Genomic DNA, 24,952 nt, shown 5'->3' with positions numbered 1-24,952 from the left:
CCCGCCCGGCCTAGGGTCCGGCATGACCATTTCGGACCCCAAACTGGCCAGCGAACTGGCAGAGCGCGACCGGCAATTGTCTGCGCTCCGCGCGACATTCCTGATCGCGGCCCACCATGGCGTGGCGCTGCGTCCAGAGGATTTGCCGCGCCTGGTCGAGGGCGACATCACGCCCTCGGTGCTGAAGGCTTTGGGGTCTTCGGGCTTCCAGGCCCGGCTGATCGAGAAGGCCGGGTGGAAGGTGCTTTCGGGCCTCGGCGCGGCGGTGCCCGCCATGACGGGGCGGCGCGACGGGTCCTGGGTGATCGTCGTGGCGCTGATGCCCGATCAATCCGTGGCCTTCCTCGACCCGGGGGAAGAGGCGCGGGGCGTGCAAACCCTTTCCAAGGCTGACTTTTTGGCCCAATGGGACGGGCGGCTGATCCTGGCGCGGCCCAAGGCAAGGGCCGAGGATCAGGCCTTTGGCCTGCACTGGTTCTGGGCCGCGATGCGGTCGCAGGGGCGGCTTCTGGGCGGGGTCGCGGTGGCCGTGATCCTCGGCAACCTCATCGCCTTTGCGCTGCCCCTGCTGTTTCAGGTCCTGATCGACCGGGTCATCGCCCATGGCGCCTGGAACACGTTGATTGCCATCGTCACGATCTATGTCGCCATGTCGCTGTTCGACGCGGGCTTTGCCTATACGCGCCAAAGGCTGATGCTGATCGCGGGGGGGAAGGTCGATGCGGTGACCGGCGCCCGGGCCTTCTCGCATCTCATGGCGCTGCCCCTCTCGGTCTTTGAGACGACGCCGGCGGGTGTTCTGGCGCGCAACCTGCAACAGACCGAAAAGATTAGGGGATTCCTGACGGGGAGGCTCTTTCAGACCCTGTTGGACGCGGCCTTCCTGCCGCTTTTGCTGGGGGTTCTGGTCATGCTCTGCGCCCCCCTGACCGGGGTTGTCCTGGGCTTTGCCCTGGCCATCGCTGCGGTCATCGGCCTTTTGCTGCCGATGTTTCAGCGCCGCTTGAACGCCTTGTACCAGGCCGAAGCCTCGCGCCAGGCTTTGCTGGTCGAGACCCTGCACAACATGCGGGCCGTGAAGTCGCTGGTCCTGGAACCCGCCCGTCGCAAAAGCTGGGAGGATAGCCTTGCCGGCATGATCCGCCGGCAATGGGATGTGGGCGGGGTGGCGGCCTTTGCCTCCTCGGCCACGGGGCTTTTGGAAAAGCTCATGCAGATCAGCGTCATAGGCTATGGAGCGGCCCTGGTGCTGGAGGGGCGGCTCTCCACCGGCGCGCTTGTGGCCTTCGTCATGCTGGCGGGGCGGGTGACCGGCCCCTTGATCCAGATCGTGGGCCTGATCAACGAATACCAGGAGGCGGCCTTGAGCCTGAAGATGCTCGGCGGCCTCTTGAACCAAAAGCCCGAACGCGGCACGACGGCGCGCCCCGCCCGCCATCCGATCCAGGGCCGGGTGAAGTTCGACGCCGTGGGTTTCACCTATCCCGGCGCCGCCACCCCCGCGCTGAAAGAGATCAGCTTCGAGATCGTCCCCGGTCAAGTCATTGGCGTCGTTGGACGATCCGGTTCCGGCAAGACGACCCTGACGCGACTGGTGCAGGGGATCGAGGTGCCGCAGACCGGGCTGATCCAGATCGACGGGGTGGATATCCGCCAGATCGACCTCGACCACCTGCGCCGCGCCCTTGGGGTGGTCTTGCAGGAAAACCTCCTCTTCCGCGGCACGATCCGCGACAACATCTGCATGGCGCGCCCCGAGGCCAGCCTCGAGGAGGTGATGATCGCCACCAAGCTCGCCGGCGCCGAAGAGTTCATCAAGCGCCTGCCCCAGGGCCTCGACACCCCGGTCGAGGAGGGCGCCGCCAACCTCTCCGGCGGGCAGCGCCAGCGCCTTGCAATCGCCCGCGCCCTGATGAGCGCGCCGAAGATCCTGGTCTTCGACGAGGCGACTTCGGCCTTGGACCCCGAATCAGAGGCCGTGGTGAACCGCAACCTCGCCGCCATCGCAAAGGGGCGGACGGTGATCGTGGTCTCGCACCGGCTCTCCTCCCTGGTGCGATCCGATGCGATCCTGGTTCTGGACCAGGGCCAGGTCGTCGACTTCGCCCCCCATGCCACGCTCTTGGAACGCTGTGACATCTACCGCCATCTGTGGGCCCAGCAGACCGAGCATCTGACATGAGCATCGCGCGCGAAGCCCTTGATTTCCAACCCGAGCTTGAGGCCCTGGTGGCCGAGGCGCCCCCTCTTGCGCTCAGGCTCTGGCCCTTTCTCGCGGCCGGTCTCTTCGTCGCGCTGGTGACCATCGCAGCCCTCGTCCGTCTGGATATCGTGGTCTCGGGCCAGGGGCGTCTCGCCGCCGATGTGCCGCCGACGATCCTCTCGCCCATGTCCCGCGCCGTCCTGCGCGAGCTTCTGGTGCGGCCGGGTGACCATGTCGAGGCGGGCCAGGTCCTGGCCCGATTGGATGCCACGCTGCCCGCAGCCGATCTCGCAGCCCTCCGCGCCCAGGCCGAGGCTTTGCGCGCCGAAGCCGCCCGGCTCCAGGCCGATCTCGACGGCGTGACGCTGGCCGCGACGACCCCCGCGCTGGCCCGTGAAGCCCTTGTGCAGGGAGAGGAATTGGCCCTCGCCCAGGCCCGCCGGGCCGAGGCCATGGCCCTGCGCGACGCCGCCCGCGACGCCCTGGCCGCCGAAGAGATGGCGGGCCCGGGCCTCACCCAGCGCCTCGCCATCGCTCGCGAGGTCGAGGGGATGCGCGACCAGCTCGCCGCGCGCCAGACCGGCTCGCGCCTGACGCAGCTTCAGGCCGAGGGGGACCGCATCGCCGCCGAGCAGGCGCTGGCCGCCCATGAGGCGCGGCTGAATGACCAGACCGCGCGTCTCGCCGCTGCCGAGGCCGCGCTCCGGGCCTTTGACAGCGACGCCCGCCGCGCCGATCTGCAAGCCCTGGCCGATCTCTCCCCGCGCCTCGCCGCCGCCGAAGAGGCCCTGTCCAAGGCTGAGCGCCTCGCCGATCTGACCGCGCTGACAGCGCCCGGTCCTGGCACCGTCGTCGCCGTGGCCGAGGGCGGTCCGGGCTCCTCCGTGGCCGAGGGTGCCATGGTCGTCGTCCTCGTTCCCTCCGACGTGCCCCTGGTGGCCGAGGTCACGATCCGCTCTGCCGATGCGGGCACGGCGGCGGTGGGTGACCCGGTCGAGGTCAAGGTCGATGCCTTTCCCTGGCGTCGCCACGGCAGCCTGACCGGGCGGCTCCTGGACATTTCCTCCGCCTCCTTCACGCCCGAGGGCGGGGGGGAGGCGCGCCATACCGCCAGGGTCGCCCTTTCGGGCGATCTGACCAACCTCGCCCCCGGCGCGGGACTCTTGCCGGGCATGACGCTGACGGCCGATGTGAAAACCGGCAGCCGCAGCCTGCTTGATTACTTCCTCGACCCCCTGATGCGCGGGATCACCGAATCGCTGCGCGAACCCTGATCCAGCCCCCCCCTGATCCAGAAAGGACAGACCATGACCATCGCCAACCATCCCTCGCTTGCCACCGCAGAGCTCGTGCCGCCCCTGACGCGCACCGTGCTGCATGTCGGCTGCGGCATGGCGGATCCCGCCAAGCTGCCCGCCGCCTTCTTCCCGGCGGGGGAGTGGAGCGAGTGCCGGCTCGACATCGACCCCGGCGTGGCGCCCGATATCGTGGCCTCGATCACCGATATGTCGGTCGTGCCCACGGGCTCGGTCCAGGCGGTCTGGTCGGCGCATAACCTGGAACATCTCTTCCCGCACGAGGTGCCGCTCGCGCTGTCCGAGTTCCACCGCGTGCTGGCGCCCGGCGGTTTCGTCCTGGTGACCATGCCCGACCTGCAACAGGTGGCGGCGCTGGTGGCCGAGGGGCGGCTGGAGGATGCGGCCTATATGTCGGCCATGGGGCCGATTTCGGCCATCGACATGCTTTACGGCCACCGCGCCTCGATCGCTTCGGGCAATCATTTCATGGGCCATCGGGGGGGCTTCGTGGCGACTTCGCTGGCCAGTCACCTGGAGCGGGCGGGCTTCCAGGCTGTCCGGGTGCAGCGCGACGGGCATTTCGCGCTTTGGGGCTCGGGCGTGAAGGTCTGAGGGGAGCGCCCCTTCCGCGGGGTCTTGTCGAGAAACCGAAGGCCCTATCCCGTCAATCAAGGGGGTAAGGCGCGGTTTTGGCAGTCCTTGGTCCGGTGGAGGCCTTGAAAAGGCCGCGCGAGAGGCGCGGCCTTTTCATGCCTGGAGGGAGTTATCTGCATTGGCAGGCAGTCGCTGGCCGCCTCGCCGTGGCACCAAACCGACGAAGGTTCCGTTTGCGGCGCATGCCCGCCTTTGGGGCGGGGGTGATCTGCCGTGTATCGAGACTATAGGCGCAGTGGGCAGGGCCCTGTTTTGGGAGCGGGCGCAGACCGGGGAGCTGCCGAGTATCCAGACCAGTTGCTCAAGGGGCCGGGGCACGGTTTGGGAGGGGGAGAAAACTGGGAAGCCGCCGCGTATCGGGACCACAGGCACAAAGGGCCAGGGCGCGGTTTTGGCGGGGGGCGCTGGTCTGGCATTCGCCGACTTGGCTCCACTCTGGGCACCAAAAGGGGCGGTCGGCAGCCTTTCCGGCAGAGGCCAAGGAAAAACCCCGGGACTTGCCCGGGGTTTGCTTGCCCTGTCTTGATCGGTGCCCTCAGGGGCGCTTGATGACCGAGGAAATGGCGGCCTCGAACCTTTGCGTGAAATCGGCCGCCTGGCCCAGCGTCCGCTCCCAGGCGCCGCCCGCCAGATGGGCGCGCATCTTGCCATGCAGCGCGGGATCGGTGGCAATCGCGATCGCCTTGGCCTCGTAATCGGCGGGGGAGGTCGCGATCCCCTCCACCGAACCCACCGCCGTCAAGAGGCTGGAGGCCATGCGGGCGGCGAAAGCGCGGCCTTGCAGGGTCACCATGGGCAGGCCCATGCGCAAGGCATCCGAGGCGATGGTCCCGGCATTGTAGGGATTTGTGTCGAGGAAGAGATCGGCCAGGGCCAGCCGCGCGCGATAGCGGTCGGGATCGACGCGGGCGGCCCAGATCAGCCGCTCGGGCGCGAGGCCCTTTTCCGCCCAGCGGGCCGAGAGCGCCGCCTTGCTTTCGGGATTGTCATCGACCAGCCAGAGCACGGAATTCTCGACCGAGGCCACGATCTTGCACCAGCTCTCCCACATCGAGGCGGTCAGCTTGTAGTGATGCGACATGCAGGTGAAGACGAAGGCGCCCTCGGGCAGGCCCTCGGCGGCGCGGCTGACGGCGGGCAGGTCGGGCTTGCGGCCGTCATTGGCCTGGTAGCAGCCCGCGATGCGCAGGGGCCTCGGCGCATAGTCCGCCTCGAGCTCGGGCGGAATGGTGATCTCGTCGCAGAGGATATAGTCGAGCTCGGGCAGGGGCACGGGGCCGATATAGCCGAGGTAGGTCGCCATGACCGGGGCGGGCTTCCAGCGCAGGATACCCAGGCGCGCGCCCTTGGTCAGGCCGTTGAGGTCGATCAGCACGTCGATCTCATCGGCCACCATGGCACGCGCCGCAGCCTCATCCGTCAGGCCATGGATCGGGACATGGTGGTCCAGGGCGCCGAGCACCCGGGCGCGGATGTCCGAGCCATCTTCGGGCGAGGCGTCATAGCCATAGACCTCGAACCGGCTGCGGTCATGCAGCTCCAGCAGTTCGGCGATCAGGAAGCTCATCGCATGGCGGCAGAAATCGGTCGACAGATAGCCGATGCGGATCCGGTCGTGCTTGTAACCGAAGGAGGGCGCCAGGCGTTCGGGCGCGGGCGGGGTCTTGCGGGCGATCCAGTCGGCCGCACCCTCGGCCTGAAGCTTCGGATCGTCCCAGAGCGCCAGCGAGGCCAGGGGGCCGCAGTGGAAGGCGGCCTCGTCCGCGGTCACGCCGGGCACGGAGAGATCGGTCACCGGCCAGGCGGTCATCCTTTGCCGCAGGTGGACCAGGTGCTGCTGCACATCCGGCTGGTGCGGCGCGATCAGAAGCGAGGACCGCAGCTCATCTGCCGCCGGGCCAAGGCGCCCCTGCACCTCCATCACGCGGCCCATCTGGTTGTGCAGGACCTGGCGCATGGCGGGCGGGGGCAGGGCGGAGCGCCAGGCGCCCAAGGCCGCATCGACCTGGCCCGACGCCTCCAGCGCGGTGCCGAGGTTGATGGCGGCCTCGACCATGTCGGGTTTCAGGCGCAGCGCGGTGCGGTAAGCCTCGGAGGCGCCACCCGCATCGCCACGCTTCATCCGCAGGACGCCCAGGTTGAACCAGGCGGCGCAGGAGGACGCCTCGACCCCATGGGCGGCAAGCCAGAATTCGTAAAGGATCAGCCCATCGGTGTCATTCGCCCCCTCGGCCAGTTGCACGACGCCCAGGAGATCGAGCCCCGCGACCGCGCGGCCGAGATAGGCCAGCTCGCCCGAGGGGACCTGGGTCAGGCCGCCGGGCCGCGCCATGGCCCGCAAGAGGCTGGCTTCGTCACCGGGCATGGGAAAGGGCAGAAGAAAGGGCATCGACATCGGGCTACCTCCGGGTTGTGGGGGAAGATCATCGTAAATAGGTGAACAAGAAGTGAACAAACCCTGGAAACTCCGAATTTTTCGCCGATGCGGGCGCTATCGATTCAAATTTTGCGGATTTTAACCCTGATAAACCGGCGGCCCGCCCCCCGGTTCAAGCTTCTGTTCACCCTTTCATAAGCCCTGCCTGACAGCCTTTCGGAGAATATCGCGCCCAGAACGGGCAGCGGAGGGGCGGGATTTCCTTGCCCGCCACCCCATAGTCAGACGGAGCCCCCCATGACGACGATCTCTTCGCTTACCACTGCCCAGATTGCCGCGCTGTCCACGACGGCGATTGCTGCCCTGACCACGGCCGATATCCGGTCGCTGACCACGGTGCAGATACCGGCGCTTTCGACGGCGCAGCTGGCGGTGATGACGACGGCGCATATGGCGGCCTTGCTCAGCACGCAGGTGGGCGTCCTGACCACGGCCCAGGTCGCGGCGCTGACCACGGCCCAGGTCGATGCGCTGACGGCATCCGCGGTGGGGGGGCTGACCACGGCGGGTGTCGTTGCCTTGACCACGGCGCAGGCGGCGGCGCTGGATTCGGGCCAGGTGGCGGCGATTTCGACGGCAGCGATGGCGCAGATCCAGACGGCGGACCTTGCAGCCCTGACCACGACGGCGATCAAGGGCCTGACCTCGGCGCAGCTTCTGGCGCTGGGCACGGATCAGCTCGTGGCCCTGACCACGGCCCAGGTGGCGGCCCTGTCGGTGGGCAATGTCGGCAAGCTGACCAGCGGCGACCTTGGCGCCCTGACGACGGCGCAGATCGGGGCGCTGTCGACGGCGCAGGTCGCGGCCATCACCTCGGCGCAGATCCTTGGCCTGACCACGGCCCAGGTCGCCGTCCTGACCACGGACCAGGTCGCGGCCCTGACCACGGCCGCGCTCAAGGGCCTGACCACGGCCGATGCCGTGGCCCTGTCCACCGCCCAGGCGGCGGTCCTGACCTCGGCCCAGGTGGGCGCGCTCTCGGGCGCCACGCTGGCCAAGCTCGAGACGGCCGATCTGGCCGCCCTGACCACCGCAGCCGTGAAGGGGATCGGCTCGGCCACGGTGACTTCCCTGACGACGGCGCAGGTCCAGGCCCTGACCACGGCCCAGGTCGCAGCCCTGGCGACGGCGGCCGTGTCGAAGCTGACCACGGCCCAGGTGGGCGCCCTGTCCACGACCCAGGTTGCGGCGCTGACCACGGGGCAGGTGGCCTCGCTGACCTCGACGCAACTGGCGGCCATGACCACCGGCCACCTGGCCGCCTTGGGCACGGCCCAGGTCCGCGCCCTGACCGTGGGCGCGCTTGCGGGCCTGGGTTCGGGCGATGTCGCGGCCCTGACCACGGCCCAGGCTGCCGTCCTGACCTCGTCGCAACTGGCAGGCATTTCCTCTGCCGCCATTGCCGGGCTCGAGACTGCCGATATCGTCGCCCTGACCACCGGAGCGGTCAAGGGCCTGACCTCGACCCAGGCCGCCGCGCTGAGCTCGGCCCAGATCGGCGCCCTGTCCACGGCGCAACTGGTGCAGCTGACCCCTGCGGTCATCGGCCGCTTTGCCTCGACCGCCATGGCGGGCCTGTCGACGGCCCAGGTCGCGGCCCTGACCACGGCCCAGGTCGCCACCATCACCTCTGCACAGCTTTCGGCCATGGGCACGGCGCAATTCGCCGTCTTGACCACGGGCCAGATCGCGGCCCTGTCCACCGCAGCCCTGCCGGGCTTCGGCTCGGCCGATATCGCGGCCCTGTCCACCACCCAGGTCGGCGCCATGAGCTCGGTGCAGATCGCAGCCCTTTCGACCGCGGCCATCGCCAACCTCTCCACCGCGGCCGTGGCCTCGCTCTCGACCACGGCGGTCAAGGGGCTGACCACGGCGCAGGTGGGCGCCCTGACCACGGCCCAGACCGCCGTCCTGACCACGGCGCAGATCGCGGCCATGGTGCCCGGACAGGTCGCCAAGATCTCGACCGCCGGGATCGCGGCCATGGGAACCGACCAGATCCGCGCCATCACCACGGCCCAGGTCGCCTCGCTGGGCTCGGCCCAGCTTGCCGCCATGACCACGGCCCAGGTTGCGGCCCTGACCACGGGGCAGGTCGCCGCCCTGACCACCGGCACGCTCCAGGGGCTTGAGACCGCCGATGCCGTGGCCCTGACCACGGCCCAGGTCGCCGCGCTGAGCTCGGCCCAGATCGGCAGGCTGACCAATGCGGTCCTGGCCAAGCTCGAGACCGCCGATATCGCCGCCCTGACCACCGTCTCGATCAAGGGGCTGAGCTCGACGCAGATTCCGGTCCTGACCACGGCCCAGGTCGCCGCGATCGAGACGGCGGATCTGGCCGCCATGACCACGGCGCAGATCGAGCGGCTGACCACGACGCAGATGGGGGCCCTGACCACGGCCCAGGTCGCGGCGCTGACCACGGGGCAGGTCGCGGTCCTGACCTCGTCGCAGTTCGGTGCGCTGGGCTCGGATCAGATCGCGGCCCTGACCACGGCACAGACGGCCGTCCTGACCACGGCGCAGCTTGCCGGGCTCTCCACCAGTGATTTCGCGGCCCTGACCTCCGACCAGGTGGCCGCGATGACCACGGCCCAGATCGCGGCCCTGACCTCGACGCAGCTTGGGGCGCTGTCTTCGGACGCGGTGGGGGCGCTGACCACGGCCCAGGTCGTGGCGCTGACCTCCGGCGCCTTGGCGGGCCTGTCGACGGCGGGCGCGGGGGCGATGACCACGGCCCAGGTCGCGGCGCTGAGCTCGGTGCAACTGGCGGCAATCGGAACGGCGGCCGTGGCGGCCCTGCCGACCGAGGATGTGGCGGCCCTGACCGTCACCGCGCTGGACGGGATGACCACGGCCCAGGCTGCGGCGCTGAGCTCTGACCAGATCGGCGGCTTGACCACGGCGCAACTGGTCAGCCTGACCACGGCGCAATTCGCCGTCCTGCGCAGCGCGGGGATCGGGGCCCTGTCCACCACCCAGGTCGCGGCCCTGACCACGGCCGAGATCGCGGCCATGACCACGGGCCAAAGCGCGGCCCTGACCACCGAGCAGGTGGCGGCCCTGACCACGGCCCAGGTCGTGGCCCTGACGACGGCTGCCGCCTCGAACCTTGCCACCGACCAGGCAGAGGCCCTGACCACGGCCCAGGCCGCCGTGCTGAGCTCGGCCCAGGTTGCGGCCCTGTCGACCGACGTGGTCGCAGCGCTCGAGACGGCGGACCTCGCGGCCCTGACCACGGCTGCGCTGCGGGGGCTTTCGACGACCCAGGCGGGGGCCCTGGGCTCCGACCAGGTCGCGGCGCTGCGCACGGCGCAACTGATCGCCCTGACCACCGGCCAGTTGACCGCGCTGTCGACGGCGGCGGTGGCCAATCTCGGCACGGCCCAGGTGGCGGCCCTGACCACCGCCCAGGTCGCGGCGCTCACCACGGCCCAGGCCGGGGCCCTGACCTCGGACCAGGTGCCCGCAATGACCACGGCGCAGATCGCCGTCCTGACCAGCGGCGCGCTGGGCGCGCTGTCGACCGACGCGGTCGAGGTGCTGACCACGGCCCAGGTCGCGGCCCTGGGCACGGCGCAGATCCTGGCCTTGCCCTCGGCCTCCATGGCGGCCCTGACCACGACCCAGGTCGCGGCCTTCTCGACCGGGCAGATCGCAAGCCTCAACTCCGCCCAGGTGGGCGCCCTGACCACGGCCCAGACGGCGGCCCTGACCACGGCGCAGATCGCGGCCCTGACCACGGCGGCCCTGGCGGGCCTGTCCTCGGACGCGGCAGAGGCGCTGACCACGGCCCAGGCTGCGGCCCTGACCTCGGCCCAGGTCGCGGCGCTTTCGACCGCAGCCGTGGCCGCTCTTGAAACAGCGGACCTGGCCAAGCTGACCACCGCCGCGATCCGGGGCCTGACCACGGCGCAGATCGGGGCGCTGGGCACCGCGCAGGTCGCCAACCTGACCACGGCCCAGGTCGCTGCCCTGACCACGGCCCAGATGCGCGAGCTGCCGACGGCCGACCTTGCCGCCCTGACCACGACCCAGGTCGCGGCCATGACGACGCAGCAGGTGGCCTCCCTGACTTCGGCCCAGGTCGGGGCCCTGACCACGGCGCAATTCGCCAAACTGACGACGCAGCAGGTGGCCGCGCTGAACACCGCCGCCATCGCGGGCCTCTCGACCGAGGCGGCCGTGGCCCTGACCACGACCCAGGCCGGCGCCCTGACCTCGGCCCAGGTCGCGGCACTCTCGACGGCGGCGGTCGCCGCGCTGGAAACGGCGGACCTCGCCAAGCTGACCACCGCGGCGATCCGGGGCCTGACCACGGCCCAGGTCTCGAACATGGGCTCTGACCAGATCGCGGCCCTGACCACGGCCCAGGTCGCGGTCCTGCCCACGGCGACGATTTCCAAGATCGGCACGGCAGCGCTGGCGGCCATGTCCACGACCCAGGTGGCGGCCTTCACCAATGCCCAGATGGGGCAACTGACCTCGGCCCAGGTCGCGGCGGTGACCACGGCGCAGATGGCGGCCTTCACGGCCGGACAGGTCGGCGCGCTGACCACGGCCAGCCTTGCGGGCCTGTCCTCGGACAACCTGGTCGCCATGACCACGGCCCAGGCGGCGGCCCTCTCCTCGGCCCAGGTCTCGGCGCTGTCCGCCTCGATCATCGCCGAGATGGAGACGGCGGATCTTGCCGCCATCACGACCAGTGCCATGCGTGGCATGGGGACGGCAGCGGTGGCCGCCCTGACCACCGACCAGATCGACGCAATGACCACGGGCCAGGTCGCGGCCCTGTCCACGGCGGCGATTGCCCATCTGTCCACCGATCAGATCCAGGCCCTCGGCACCGACCAGGTCGCGGCCATGACCACGGGCCAGGTCGCAGCCCTGACCTCGACCGAGGTCGAGGCGCTCTCGACCGCCCAGATCGCCAACATGACCTCGACCCAGGTCGCGGCCCTGTCGACGGCGGGCCTGGCCGGGCTGACCTCGGATGCGCTGGAGGCGCTGACCACGGCCCAGGCCTCGGCCCTGACCTCGGCCCAGCTTGGCGCCATCTCGGACGGGATCTTCGACGCGATGGAGACGGCCGATATCGCGGCCCTTTCGACCTCGGCGATGCGCGGGCTGACCTCGGCCCAGGCGGCGGTGCTGACCACCGACCAATTGGCAGAGATCACGACGGCGCAAATCGCCGCCATCGGAACGGGCGCGATCCTTGGCCTGTCGACCGACCTGGTGGCGGCGCTTGCCACCGACCAGGCCGCAGCCCTGACCTCGGCCCAGGTCGCGGCCCTGACCTCTGCCCAGGTCGGCGCGCTGGAAACCGAAGACCTCGCGGCCATGACCACGACCCAGGTCGCGGCCTTCTCGACGGCGGGCCTTGCGGGCCTGACCTCGGATGCGCTGGTGGCCCTGTCCACGGCCCAGTCTGCCGCCCTGACCTCGGCCCAGATCGGCGCCATCGGGGTCTCGGTCCTGGCCGAGATGGAGACCGCCGATCTGGCCGCCGTCACCACGACGGCCCTGGCCGGCCTGACCACGGATCAGGTCGCGGGCCTGACCACGGGCCAGGTCGTGGCCCTGACCACGGGGCAGGTGGCGGCGCTTGGCACGGCCCAGGTCGCGGCGATCTCGATCGCGGCCTTCGATGACCTGTCGACCGATCAGCTGGCGGCCCTGACCACGGCCCAGGCGGCGGCCCTGACGGCGGACCAGATGGGCGCGGTGACCACCGAGCAGATGGCCGCCCTGACCACGACCCAGGTCGCGGCCCTCTCGACCTCGGCCCTTGCCGGTCTGGGCAGCGCCGCGCTGGAGGCGATGACAACCGCCCAGGCTTCGGTGCTTGGCTCGGACCAACTGGGCGCGATTTCGGCCAATGTCATCTCGGCGCTGGAAACCGCCGATCTTGCGGCGGTGACGACCACGGCCCTGGCCGGGATGACGAGCGACCAGATCAGCGCGATGTCCTCGACCCAGGTGGCGGCGATGACCACGGCGCAGGTCGCGGTCCTGGGCACGGGCCTGGTGGCTGCGATCTCGACCGATGCCGTGGCGGCGATGACCACGGCCCAGGTGGCTGCCCTGACCACGGCCCAGGCGGCGGCCCTGACCTGGGACCAGCTTGCGGCCCTGACCACGGCGCAGGTCGCGGCCATGTCCTCGGCCCAGGTTGCGGCGCTTTCGACCGATGCGCTGCCCGGCCTGACCACCGACAACATCGTGGCCCTGACCACGGCCCAGGCGGCGGCTCTGACTTCGGCCCAGCTTGCCGTGATCGATGCGACCTATCTTGCCACGATGGAGGCGGCCGATTTCGCCAAGCTCTCGACCGGGGCGCTGGCGGGTCTGACCACGGACCAGGCGGCAGGCCTGACCACGCAGCAACTGGGCAGCCTGACCACGGCCCAGGCTTCGGTGCTCAGCACCGATCAGTTCGCGGCCCTCTCGACCGATGCCATCGGCGCCTTGTCCACCGATGTGGCGGCGGCGCTTTCGACGGCCCAGGTCTCGGTCCTCGGCTCCGCCCAGGTCGAGGCCTTGACCACGGCCCAGATCGCGGCCCTTACCACGGCCAGCATCGCGGCCCTGGGCTCGGATGCCCTGGCGGGGCTTTCGACCGATGACATCGTGGCCCTGACCACGGCCCAGGCCAGGGCCCTGACCTCGGCCCAGGTCTCGGGCCTGGACAGCGACCAGGTCGCGGCCTTCGAATCGGCCGATCTCGCTGCCCTGACCACGGCGGCCCTGCGCACCATCGGCACGACCGAGATCGCGGCCCTGTCCACCGACCAGGTGCGTGCCCTGACCACGGCCCAGGTGGCGGCCCTGACCACGGCCCAGGTCCGCGCCCTGCCGACCGATGGGGTGGCGGCCATGGCCACGGCCCGGATCGCGGCCCTGACCACGGCCCAGGTTGCGGCCCTGTCGTCCGAACAGCTTGCCGCGATGACCGGAACCCAGGTGTCGAAATTCTCGACGGCCCAGGTCCTGGCCCTGTCCACCGCCGCGCTCGAGGGTCTGGGGACGGCGGGGGCTGCGGCCCTGACCACGGCCCAGGCCGCGGTCCTGACCTCGGCCCAGATGGCGGCCTTCGGTTCGGCAGCGGTGGGCGCCCTGACCACGGCGGATGTCGCGGTCCTGTCCACGGGGGCGGTGCGCGGCATCACCACGGCGGGGATCGCGGCCCTGACCTCGGACCAGGCGGCTGTCCTGACCACGGCGCAGGTCGCGGCCCTGACCTCGGCCCAGATCCCGGTCCTGGCCACCTCGACCGTGGCCGCCCTGACCACGGCCCATGTCGCCGCCCTGACGACCAGCCAGATCGCGGCCCTGACCACGGGACAGGTGGAGGCCATGACCACCGCCCAGGTCGCGAAGCTCAGCACGACGCAAGAGCGCGCCCTGACCACGGCCCAGATCGCGGCCATGACCACGGCCCAGGTCGCGGCCCTGACCACGGCCCAGGTCGCGGCCCTGACCACGGCCCAGGTCGGCGCCCTGGAGACGGCCGATATCGCGGCCCTGACCACGGCGCAGGTGGCCAGCCTGACCACGGCGCAATTCAACAGCCTGACGCTGCAACAGTTCGGCGCCCTGACCGGCAGCCAGCTTGCGGCCCTGACCACGACCCAGATCGCCAAGCTGACGACGGCGCAACTGGGGGTCCTGTCCACCGACTCGGTCGCGGGCCTGACCACGGCCCAGGTCGCGGTCCTGACCACGGCGCAACTGGCCTCGCTGCCCACGGGCGATATCGCGGCCCTGACCACCGACCAGGTCGCGGCCTTGACCACGGCGCAGCTGCCCGGGATCACGACGGCCCAGATCGCCGCCATGACCTCGGACCAGGTGGCAGCCCTGACCACGGCCCAGGTTCCGGTTCTCAGCACGGCCCAGGTCGTGGCGCTGGGCTCTGACCAGGTGGCGGCCCTGACCACGGCGCAACTGGGCGTCATGACCACGGCGCAGTTGACCAAGATCGACACGGGCGATGTCGCGGCGATGACGGCGACCCAAGTCGCGGCCTTGTCCTCCGCCCAGCTCGTGGCCATGACCACCGGCCAGGTCGCGGCCCTGTCCTCGGATGCGGTGGCAGGTCTCGGCACGGCCCAGGTCAACAAGCTGACCACGGCCCAGGTCGCGGCGCTTGGCTCGGCCCAGGTGACCGCCCTGACCACGGCCCAGATCGGCGCCCTGACCACGGCGCAATTCGCCAAACTCTCGACCGAGGGGGTGGGGGCCTTGTCCTCGACCCAGCTTGCGGCGCTCGCCACCGGCCATGTCGCGGTCCTGACCTCGGCCCAGATCGCGGCCTTGTCGACCGAGCAGGTCTCGGGCCTGACCTCGACCCAGATTGGCGCGCTGACCACCGCAGCCCTGACCGGGTTGACCTCGGATGGGCTGGTGGCCCTGACCACCGAACAGGCCGGGGCCCTGACCTCGGGCCAGGTCGCGGCGCTGGCCACCTCGGTCATCGACGCGATGGAGACGGCGGATCTTGCCGCCCTGACCACTTCGGCGGTCAAGGGTCTGACCACGGCCCAGGTCGTGGCGCTGGGCTCCGACCAGGTGGCGGCGCTGACCACGGCCCAGGTGGCGGCCCTGACCACGGCGCAGGTCTCCAAGATCGAGACGGCGGATGTCGCGGCCATGACCACGGCCCAGGTGGCCGCCCTGACCACGGCGCAGCTGCAAAAGCTGACCACGGCCCAGGTCGCGGCCATCGGCAGCGACCAGGTCGCGGCCATGTCCACGGCCCAGGTCGCGAAACTGACCACCGCCCAGGTCGAGGCCCTGACCACCGCCCAGGTCGCCAGCCTGACCACGGCGCAGATGGCGGCCCTGACGGCGGCCCAGGTCGCCAAGCTCTCGACCGACAGCATCGCGGTGCTGTCGGGCAGCCAGATCGGCGCCATGACCACGGCGCAGATGGCAGGGCTTGGCTCGGCCCAGGTTGCGGCGCTTTCGACCGAGGCGATCTCGGGACTGACCACGGCGCAACTGGCGGCCATCTCGACTGCGGCCCTGGCGGGCTTCGACACGGCCGATGTCGTGGCGCTTTCGGCCACCCAGGCCGGGGCGCTGACTTCGGCCCAGGTCGCGGTCCTTGGCACGGCCCATATCGCAGCCTTCGAGGTCGAGGATCTTGCCGCCCTGACCTCGACGGCGGTCAAGGGTCTGACCACGGCCGGGATCGGCGCGCTGTCGACCGACCAGGTCGCGGCCCTGACCTCGGCCCAGCTGGCGGCGCTGTCCACGGCCCAGGTCGTGGCCCTGTCGACCGACCATGTCGCGGCCCTGTCGGCGACCCAGGTCACCGGCATGACCTCGGCGCAACTGGCAGCCCTGACCACGGCCCAGGTCGCGGTTCTCGGCTCTGACCCGATTGCGGCCCTGTCCACGGCGGCGGTGGCGGCCCTTTCCACGGCCCAGGTCGGCGCCTTGACCACGGACCAGGTCGCGGCCCTGACCACGACGCAGATCGCGGCCCTGACCAGCACGCAACTGCCCGCGCTGTCGACCGGCGACATGGCCGCGCTGACGGCCGATCAGGCGGCGGCGCTGACCACGGCGCAGCTGATCCTGCTCTCGACGGCGCAGGTCGCGGCGATTGGTTCTGACCAGGTCGCGGCGCTCTCCACGGCCCAGGTCTCGAAGCTGACCACGGCCCAGGTCGCGGCCCTAACCACCGACCAGGCCTCGGCGCTGACCACGGCCCAGGTCGCGGCCCTGACCACGGCGCAGATCGCCAAGGTCACGACCGCGCATCTGACCGCGATGAGCGTGGACCAAGTGGCGGCCCTGACCACGGCCCAGGCCGCGGTCCTGGGTTCGGCCCAGGTGGGCGCGCTGTCGACCGACCAGGTGGCCTCGCTGGGCTCGGCCCAGGTGGGCGCCCTGGCGACCGGGGCCCTTGCGGGGCTTGGCACCGACGACATCGTGGCGCTGAGTGCCGACCAGGTCTCCGCGATGGGCTCGGCCCAGGTTGCGGTGCTGACCACCGCCCAGGTCGCCGCGCTGGAGGCTGAGGACCTGGCCGCCATGACCACCGCCGCCCTGCGCGGCATGGGAACGGCTGCCTTCGGGGTCCTCTCGACCGACCAGGTCGCGGCCCTGACCACGGCCCAGGTGGCCAGCCTGACGACCGCCCAGGTCGGGAGGCTCGACACCGGCGACATCGGCGCGATGAGCGCGGACCAGGTCGCGGCGCTGGGCACGGCTTCCGTCGCGGTCCTCTCTTCGGGCCAGGTCGGTGCCCTGACCACGGACCAGATCGCGGCCCTGACCACGGCCCAGGTCTCTGCCCTGACGACGGGCAGCCTTGCGGGCCTCGGGACCGACGATATCCCGGCCCTGACCACGACCCAGGCCGGGGTCCTGAGCTCGGCCCAGGTCGCGGTCCTGGGCACGGCGGTCCTGGCGCAGATGGAGGCGGAGGATTTCGCCGCCCTCTCGACCTCTGCGATCCGGGGCCTGACCACGGCCCAGATCGTGGCGCTCTCCACCGACCAGGTCGTGGCGATGACCACCGACCAGGTCGCCGCCCTGACCGCGACTCAGGTGGTGAAACTGACCACGGCCGATATCGCGGTCCTGGGCACCGACCAGGTTGCGGCCATGACCACGACGCAGATCGCGGCCCTGGTCTCCTCCCAGGTCGCGGCCCTGACCACCGACCAGATCGCGGCCCTGACCACGGCGCAGGTCGCGGCCCTGACCACGACCGGTCTCTCGGGCCTGTCCAGCGACGACATCCCGGGCCTGACCACGGCCCAGGCGGCGGCGCTGACCTCGTCGCAGGTCGCGGCCCTGGGCACGGCGGTCCTGGCGCAGATGGAGACGGCGGACTTTGCCGCGCTCTCGACCTCGGCCATCAAGGGGCTGACCGGCAGCCAGATCCATGCGCTCAGCAGCGATCAGATTGCCGCCATCACCACGGCCCAGGCCGCCAACCTGACGACCTCGCAGATCGGCCAGCTCTCGACCGACCAGGTGACGGCCCTGTCGACCGAGGCCATCGTGGCTTTCGGGACGGCGCAGATGGCGGGCTGGACCACGGCGCAGATCGCCAGCCTCTCGACCGACCAGATCGTGGCGCTGGAGACTGCCGATATCGCGGCCATGACCTCGACCCAGACCGGGGCCTTCACCTCGAGCCAGATCGCGGTCATGTCGAACGACCAGATCTCGGCGCTGTTCATCTGACCAAGGCGCCCCCCTTCACCGGGGGGCGCTCTCTTTCCACCGCGTAGCCCGGGGTATACCCCGGGTCTACCTGTTCCGCCCCAGCGCCCCCGCCGTCAGCAAAGAGATCACGACGAAGGGCAGGCCCACGGCAAAGGCCGCGCGGATGCCGAAGCCATGGGCAACATGGCCCAGCATCGGCGGCCCGATCAGGAACATGATGAAGGCGAACTGCGCCACGGCCGCGATATTGACCGAGGCCGGGCGGTCGCCGCGCCGCGCCGCTGCCGAAACCGCCAGCGGAAAGATCGCGGAGGTTCCCAGGCCCATCAGCGCAAATCCCAAGAGCGAGAGGCTCGCGAAGGGCGAAAAGACCACGATCAGGCAGCCGACCAGCAGCGAGGCCAGCAGCACCCGGGCCAGGCCCGCGGGCGAATAGCGTTCGACCACGCCATCGGCGAAGAAGCGCATCGCGCCCTGCAGCACGGCGAATGAACTGACCGCGATGCCTTGCCAGAACTCCGATGCCTGGAACGCATCGCGCATGTAGATGGCCGACCAATCCATGCTGGCGCCCTCCAGCAGCATGGCGGGCACGGTGACCAGGATGATGAGCAGCACGCCCGGGGTGGGCAGGGCGAAAAGCGGGGCCTCATGCGTGTCGGTGCTTGGCGAGGGGTCATAGCCCCACAGCGCCACCAGGGCGCCCAGGGTCACGATGGGGATGACGATCAGCAAATGATCCTGCGGCGAAATCCCCGTGGCCGCGATCCGCGCGCCGAAGAGCCCCGCCGCGAAGAAGCCGATCGACCAGAAGGCATGGGAGCGGTTCATGATCCGCCGCCCGATCCGCGCCTCGGTCCGGTCGGCCTCGGCGTTCAGCATCAGCTCGATGCAGCCGATGGCCACGCCGGTCGGGATCAAGAGCAGGAAGAGCGTCAGGGGATCGGGCGCCCGCACGGCCATTGCGTAAAGGCAGGCCAGGATCGGGATGGCCAGGGGCAGGGCGCGGCCATAGCCGATGCGCTCCATCAGCTTGGCCGAGAAGGACAGGGACAAGAGCGTGCCGATGGGCGCCCCGATCAACCCCATCCCAAGCTCGGCCGTCGTGACGCCCATGCCCGCCTGCACATCGGCAAGCCGGGGGAAGATGTTCCCCATGGCGAAGGAATAGGTGACAAAGCCGGCGTAAACACGGGTCTGGGGCGCGAGGTTCAACATGGGCGCTTTTCTGATGCGCCTGACCGCTGGCCGCAAGTGGAAAACGGTTTACATCCCTTTGGCCTCTTGCGGGCGGCTTCTGGCTTGGTATTCTGCCAGTGAACAAGTTTTACGGGGAATAAACCTGATGCGCTATTCCGGCTGGCGAATCATCAAGGAGGCCCTGACCGGCCACAAGGGTTGGGGCCCGGTCTGGCGCGACCCCGCGCCCAAGTCCGAGTATGACTATATCATCGTCGGCGGCGGCGGGCATGGGCTGGCCACGGCCTATTACCTGGCCAAGCAGTTCCGGCAGGCCCGGATCGCGGTGCTGGAGAAAAGCTACCTCGGCTCGGGCAATGTCGGGCGGAACACGACGATCATCCGGTCGAACTATCTCTTGCCGGGCAACGAGCCGTTTTACGAATTCTCGCTGAAGCTCTGGGAGGGGCTGGAGCAGGATTTCAACTACAACGCCATGGTGTCCCAGCGCGGCATCGTCAACCTGATCCATACCGATGCGGCGCGGGATGCGGCGACGCGGCGCGGCAATGCGATGATCCTGAACGGGGCGGACGCGGTGCTGTTGGACCGCGAGGGCGTGCGGGCGATGTACCCCTGGCTGAACTTCGACGATGCGCGCTTTCCGATCAAGGGTGGCCTCTTGCAGAAGCGCGGCGGGACGGTGCGCCATGATGCGGTGGCCTGGGGCTATGCGCGGGGCGCCGACCTCGCAGGGGTCGACCTGATCCAGAACTGCGAAGTGACGGGGATGCGGATCGAAAATGGCCGGATCCTGGGGGTCGAGACCTCGCGCGGGTATATCGGGGCCAAGAAGGTGGGCGTCGCGGTGGCGGGGTCCTCGGGCCGGGTCATGGCCCATGCGGGGATGCGGTTGCCCATCGAGTCCCACGTGTTGCAAGCCTTTGTTTCCGAAGGCTTGAAACCTCTGATCGACGGGGTCATCACCTTTGGCGCGGGGCATTTCTATGTCAGCCAGTCGGACAAGGGCGGGCTGGTCTTTGGCGGCGATATCGACGGCTATAACTCTTACGCGCAGCGGGGGAACCTGCCGGTGATCGAGGATGTGGCCGAGGGCGGCATGGCCTTGATGCCCGCGATTGGGCGCGCGCGGCTTTTGCGCGCCTGGGGCGGGATCATGGACATGTCGATGGACGGCTCGCCTATCATCGACAAGACGCCGATCGAGGGGCTCTATTTCAACGGCGGCTGGTGCTATGGCGGCTTCAAGGCGACGCCGGCCTCGGGCTGGTGCTTTGCCCATCTCCTGGCCACCGATACGCCGCATCCGACGGCCACGGCCTATCGCTTCGACCGGTTCCTGAAGGGCGCCATGATCGACGAAAAGGGCCAGGGTGCCCAACCGAATTTGCATTGAGGATGAAAGACTTGTCGCTTCATCTTCATCTTGGCAAGGACTGACCCATGCTGATCCCCCATCCCCTGCTTGGCCCGCGCGATGCGCAGGAATTCGTCTATCTCGGCGACGCGGCGCTGATTGACCGCCCGGACGGCGCCGATATTCCGACGATGCACGATTATCTTTACCTGCGCGACAACCCGGCCGGAGAGCATCGCGAGCTTTGGTATCACGAGCAGGGCGACCGCTCCTGGCTTGTGGTCACGCGCAACACGGTGACGCATGAGATCCTGAAGGTGGAACTGGCCCGCGACGTGGCCCGGGCGAAAGGACGTTCGAAATGACCCGGATCGCAGGCGGTCTGATCGACCGCTCCAGGACGCTGACCTTCACCTTTGACGGGCAAAGCTTTCAGGGGCATCCCGGCGATACCCTGGCCTCGGCGCTCTTGGCGGCCGATGTGCGGCTGATGGGGCGGAGCTTTAAGTATCACCGGCCGCGCGGGGTGTTGACCTCGGGCTCCGAGGAGCCGAATGCGCTGGTCGAGGTGCGGACGGGCGGGCGGCAGGAGCCCAACACGCGCGCCACGGTGCAGGAGGTCTTCGAGGGGCTGACGGCGCGCTCGCAGAACCGCTGGCCGAGCCTCTCCTTCGACGCGCTGGGGATCAACGACCGGCTGAATTCCTTTTTCGCGGCAGGGTTTTACTACAAGACCTTCATGTGGCCCGCGAAGTTCTGGGAAAAGCTCTATGAGCCGATCATCCGCCGCGCGGCGGGGCTTGGCGCGCTGACCCGCGAGGCGGATCCGGACGCTTATGACAAGGGCTTCCTTCACGCCGACCTCCTGGTGGTGGGCGCGGGTCCTGCCGGGCTGATGGCGGCGCTGACGGCGGGGCGTGCGGGGCTGCGGGTGATCCTGGCGGATGAGGATTTCCTTCTGGGCGGGCGGTTGAACGCGGAAAGCCTTGCTGTCGGTGAGCAGGGCTCTGCCGACTGGGCCCGCAGTGCTGCAGCGGAACTGGCGGCCCTGCCGACTGTGCGCTTGATGCCGCGGACCACGGTCTTCGGTGTCTTCGACCATGGCATCTACGGCGCGGTCGAGCGGGTCAGCGACCACCTTCCCGCGCCAGTCCAGGGCCAGGTGCGCCAGACCCTGTGGCGGATCTATGCGCCCCAGGCCATCATGGCGACGGGCGCCATCGAGCGGCCCATCGCCTTTGACAACAACGACCGGCCGGGGGTCATGCTGGCCGGGGCGCTTCGGGCCTATGCCAACCGCTGGGCCGTGGTGCCGGGGCAGAGGGTCGCGGTTTTCGCCAACAACGACGATGGCTTGCGCACCGCCGTCGATCTTCAGGCCAAGGGCGTCGACGTGGTCGCCGTCATCGACAGCCGCGAGGGCGGCGCGCTCTTGCCGGGCATCCGCCATTTGCGCGGGGCCTCTGTGGTGGACACTTCGGGGCGCCTGGGCCTGACCGGGATCACGGTCGAGCACAGGGGCCGGCGCGAGACCTTGGCGGTCGATGCGCTTGGCGTCTCGGGCGGGTGGAACCCGAACCTCGGGCTGATGCAGCAGCACCGCGCGCGGCCGGACTGGAGTGACGAGATCGCGGCCTTCGTTCCGGCGCGCGGCCCCAAGGGGCTGGTGGCGGTCGGGGCGGCGGCCGGGGTCTTCTCGACCCATGGCGCGCTGCGGACGGGGGCCGAGGCCGCGCGGGCCGCTGCCGAGGCCCTGGGCCGCCAGGCGCCCTATGCCCTGCCCAAGGCCGAGGATGCACCTTACCGCATCGCGCCCCTTTGGGCCGTCAAAGGGGCCTCGCGCGCCTGGGTAGATCAGCAGAACGACGTGACCGTCAAGGATGTGAAGCTGGCCCACCAGGAGGCTTTCTCGGATGTCGAGCATCTCAAGCGCTATACGACGCTGGGCATGGCGACCGACCAGGGCAAGACCGGCAATCTCCTGGGCGCCGCGATCATGGCAGAGCTCACGGGGCAAAGCATTGAAGCCACGGGCCAGACGACCTATCGGCCGCCCTTCACGCCGGTGTCTCTGGGCGCCCTGGGCGGCCGGTCGAAGGGCCGCGACTTCAAGCCCTTCCGCCTGACGCCCTCGCATCACTGGGCCAAGTCGCAGGGCGCGGTCTTTGTCGAGGTCGGCATGTGGCTGCGCACCCAGTGGTTGCCCAAGGCGGGCGAGACCGAGTGGCGGCAATCGGTCGACCGCGAGGTTCTGGCCACCCGCGCCTCGGTCGGCATCTGCGACGTGACGACGCTTGGCAAGATCGACGTGCAGGGCACCGATGCGGCGGCCTTCCTGGACCGGGTCTATGCCAACAATTTCGCCTCTTTGGCCATCGGCAAGTGCCGCTATGGGCTGATGCTGCGCGAAGATGGCATGGTCTATGACGATGGCACCACGGCGCGGCTGGGTCCGAACGAATATGTCATGACCACGACCACGGCCAACGCGGTCCTGGTCTTCCGCAACCTGGAATATGCCCGCCAGGTTCTGTGGCCGGATCTGGATGTGCAGATCATCTCGACCACCGAGGCCTGGGCGCAATATTCGGTGGCCGGTCCCAATGCCCGCAAGCTGTTGCAAAAGCTGGTGGATCAGGACATCTCGGACGCAGGCCTGCCCTATATGGGCTGCGCGGAGATCACCATCGGCGGCCTGCGCGCGCGGCTCTTCCGGATCAGCTTCAGCGGAGAGCTGGCCTATGAGATTGCCGTGCCCGCGCGCTATGGCGATGGCTTGATCCGGGCGCTGGTGGCGGCGGGCGAAGAGTTCGGCGCCGTGGTCTATGGCACCGAGGCGCTTGGCGTCATGCGGGTCGAAAAGGGCCATGTGGCGGGCAACGAGCTGAACGGGACCTCGACCGCCTTGAACATGGGGCTGGGGAAGATGGTCAGCCGCAAGAAGGAGGCCATTGGCGTGACGCTCTCGGGGCGTGAGGCGCTGGTGGCGGAGGATGGGCTCCGGCTGGTCGGCGTCAAGCCGGTCAACCCCGCCGATGCGATGAAGGCGGGCAGCCATTTCCTTAAGATCGGCGCCGCGCCCACGGTGGAGAATGACGACGGCTGGCTGACCTCGCTGGTCTACTCGCCGCATCTGGGCCATTACATCGCCCTGGGCTACCTGCGGGATGGGGCCAGGCGGATGGGCGAGAAGATCAGGGTCGTGAACCTTCTGGCCGGGACCGAGATCATGGCCGAAATCGTCAGCCCGCATTTCATTGATCCGCAAGGGGAGCGTCTGCGTGGATAAGCTGTTGAAACCCCTCACCGCCCTGGGCAAGGCCGAACCGCTGCGCGAGACGATCGGGCCCTGGGAGCTGGTCGAGCGCGTCGATGTGGCCCTGGCCTCGGTCGCGCCACGCCGGGGCCGCGAGGCCGAGGTCTCTGCGGCCGCCGCCAAGGCGGGCGTGCCGGTGCCGGGTGTGGCCAGGGCGGCAGAAGGAGAGGTCTTCGCAAGCTTCTGGCTGACCCCCGACATGTTCATGGTCGAGGCGCCCTTTGCCAGCCATGAAGACATCCGGCCGAAGCTCTTGGCGATCCTGGGCGATGGCGCTAGCGTGACCGAGCAGACCGACGCCTGGGTCCGCTTCGACCTGACGGGCGCGGGGCTGGAGCGGGTGTTCCAGAAGCTGTGCAACGTCGATCTGGGGGCGGCGCCCGAGGGCTTTGCCACCCGCACGGTGATCGAGCACATGGGCTGCTACCTGATCAAGCGAAACGGCGTGACTCTTTACGGGGCGCGGTCGATGGCGGGGTCCTTGCACCATGCCATCCACCTGGCTGCGGGGACAGTTGCCTGAGGCCGAGTTTCCCTGTAGTAAACAAGGATGTTTCTGTAGGGATTGCCCATGGACGACCTGCCCCTGCCCAAGATCAAGCCGGCCTTTTCCCAGGACCCGCACCGGGTCCGCGAGCTGACCGAGCGCAACCTGGAATCCGCCATTGGCCGCGAGGTGCGCCAGTTCCGCCGCCAGCAGGGGCTGACGGTGGCCGACCTGGCCTCTGCCACGGGGCTTTCGATCGGGATGCTCTCCAAGATCGAGAACGGCAATACGTCTCCGTCCTTGACGACCCTGCAGGTCCTGGCCCATGCCTTTTCCGTGCCGATCACGGCCTTCTTCAAGGGCTATGAAGAGCGCCGCGAGGTGCAGCATGTGAAGGCGGGCGCGCATCTGGAGGTCGAGCGGCGCGGCACGCGGGCGGGGCATCAGTATAACCTCTTGGGCCATATCGGGTCGAATGACTCTGGCGTGGTGGTCGAGCCCTATATCATCTCGCTTTCCACCGAGGCCGATGTCTTTCCGACCTTCCAGCACGAGGGGCTGGAGCTCTTGTATGTGCTGGAGGGCGAAGTGACCTATCGCCATGGCGACCAGCTTTTCCACCTGAGGCCCGGGGACAGCCTGTTCTTCGACGCCGATGCCCCGCATGGGCCCGAGATCCTGAACAAGCTGCCCGCGCGTTATTTGTCGATCATCGCCTATCCGCAGAACGGGTGACAGGCGCCGGGGAGGTTTCACACCTCCCCGGACCCCTCCGTGGGATATTTGTGCCAAGGTGAAAGGGAAATG

The 24,952-nt window shown here is 69.4% G+C and carries 11 protein-coding genes; 9 read left to right on the top strand and 2 right to left on the bottom strand.

From position 1 onward, the window contains the following. Window positions 1-22: 22 nt before the first annotated feature. From GV832_RS01530 to GV832_RS01520, 3 genes are read left to right on the top strand one after another with little or no spacing between them, the layout of a single operon-like run. Complete coding sequence (locus GV832_RS01530; protein ID WP_168773037.1) at window positions 23-2,182, top strand: peptidase domain-containing ABC transporter; 2,160 nt, start codon at window positions 23-25, stop codon at window positions 2,180-2,182. After that, a complete protein-coding gene (locus tag GV832_RS01525; RefSeq protein WP_168773036.1) occupies window positions 2,179-3,477 on the top strand; it encodes an HlyD family type I secretion periplasmic adaptor subunit in 1,299 nt (432 codons plus the stop codon). The genes GV832_RS01530 and GV832_RS01525 overlap by 4 nt, the downstream gene beginning before the upstream one ends. 33 nt (window positions 3,478-3,510) lie before the next feature. Then, on the top strand, window positions 3,511-4,113 hold the full coding sequence (locus GV832_RS01520; protein WP_168773035.1) for a class I SAM-dependent methyltransferase: 603 nt from the start codon (window positions 3,511-3,513) through the stop codon (window positions 4,111-4,113). Window positions 4,114-4,690: 577 nt separating this feature from the next. Here the strand turns inward: GV832_RS01520 and GV832_RS01515 are convergent. Next, entirely contained in the window at window positions 4,691-6,550 is a 1,860-nt protein-coding gene (locus GV832_RS01515; RefSeq protein WP_227754170.1) for an O-linked N-acetylglucosamine transferase, SPINDLY family protein, read from the bottom strand. Between the two features lie 279 nt (window positions 6,551-6,829). Here GV832_RS01515 and GV832_RS22275 point away from each other — a divergent pair, with 279 nt between their 5' ends. Then, window positions 6,830-17,803, top strand: a complete 10,974-nt coding sequence (locus GV832_RS22275) for a beta strand repeat-containing protein (protein WP_168773034.1) — start codon at window positions 6,830-6,832, stop codon at window positions 17,801-17,803. Between the two features lie 66 nt (window positions 17,804-17,869). Here GV832_RS22275 and GV832_RS01505 read toward each other — a convergent pair whose 3' ends face one another. Next, window positions 17,870-19,003, bottom strand: coding sequence for an MFS transporter (locus tag GV832_RS01505; RefSeq protein WP_168773033.1), 1,134 nt, complete (start codon window positions 19,001-19,003; stop codon window positions 17,870-17,872). Between the two features lie 127 nt (window positions 19,004-19,130). Here GV832_RS01505 and GV832_RS01500 point away from each other — a divergent pair, with 127 nt between their 5' ends. The 5 genes from GV832_RS01500 to GV832_RS01480 are packed head-to-tail and all read left to right on the top strand — an operon-like array spanning window position 19,131 to window position 24,880. Continuing rightward, entirely contained in the window at window positions 19,131-20,381 is a 1,251-nt protein-coding gene (locus GV832_RS01500) for a sarcosine oxidase subunit beta family protein (protein WP_168773032.1), read from the top strand. 47 nt (window positions 20,382-20,428) lie between these two features. Further along, window positions 20,429-20,707 carry a sarcosine oxidase subunit delta gene (locus GV832_RS01495; protein ID WP_168773031.1) on the top strand — a complete coding sequence of 93 codons (279 nt, stop codon included), beginning with the start codon at window positions 20,429-20,431 and terminating at the stop codon, window positions 20,705-20,707. Continuing rightward, entirely contained in the window at window positions 20,704-23,631 is a 2,928-nt protein-coding gene (locus GV832_RS01490) for a sarcosine oxidase subunit alpha family protein (RefSeq protein ID WP_168773030.1), read from the top strand. The genes GV832_RS01495 and GV832_RS01490 overlap by 4 nt, the downstream gene beginning before the upstream one ends. 4 nt (window positions 23,632-23,635) lie before the next feature. Then, window positions 23,636-24,181: a sarcosine oxidase subunit gamma gene (locus GV832_RS01485; RefSeq protein WP_168773029.1), complete on the top strand. Its 546-nt coding sequence runs from the start codon at window positions 23,636-23,638 to the stop codon at window positions 24,179-24,181. Window positions 24,182-24,229: 48 nt separating this feature from the next. Next, window positions 24,230-24,880, top strand: coding sequence for a helix-turn-helix domain-containing protein (locus tag GV832_RS01480; protein WP_168773028.1), 651 nt, complete (start codon window positions 24,230-24,232; stop codon window positions 24,878-24,880). The last annotated feature ends 72 nt before the right edge of the window (window positions 24,881-24,952 follow it).

It is taken from the genome of Stagnihabitans tardus, assembly GCF_009925085.1.
Lineage (GTDB): Bacteria > Pseudomonadota > Alphaproteobacteria > Rhodobacterales > Rhodobacteraceae > Stagnihabitans > Stagnihabitans tardus.
Note: the sequence above shows the minus strand (reverse complement) of the source record. Positions and strands in the feature narration are given on the sequence as shown.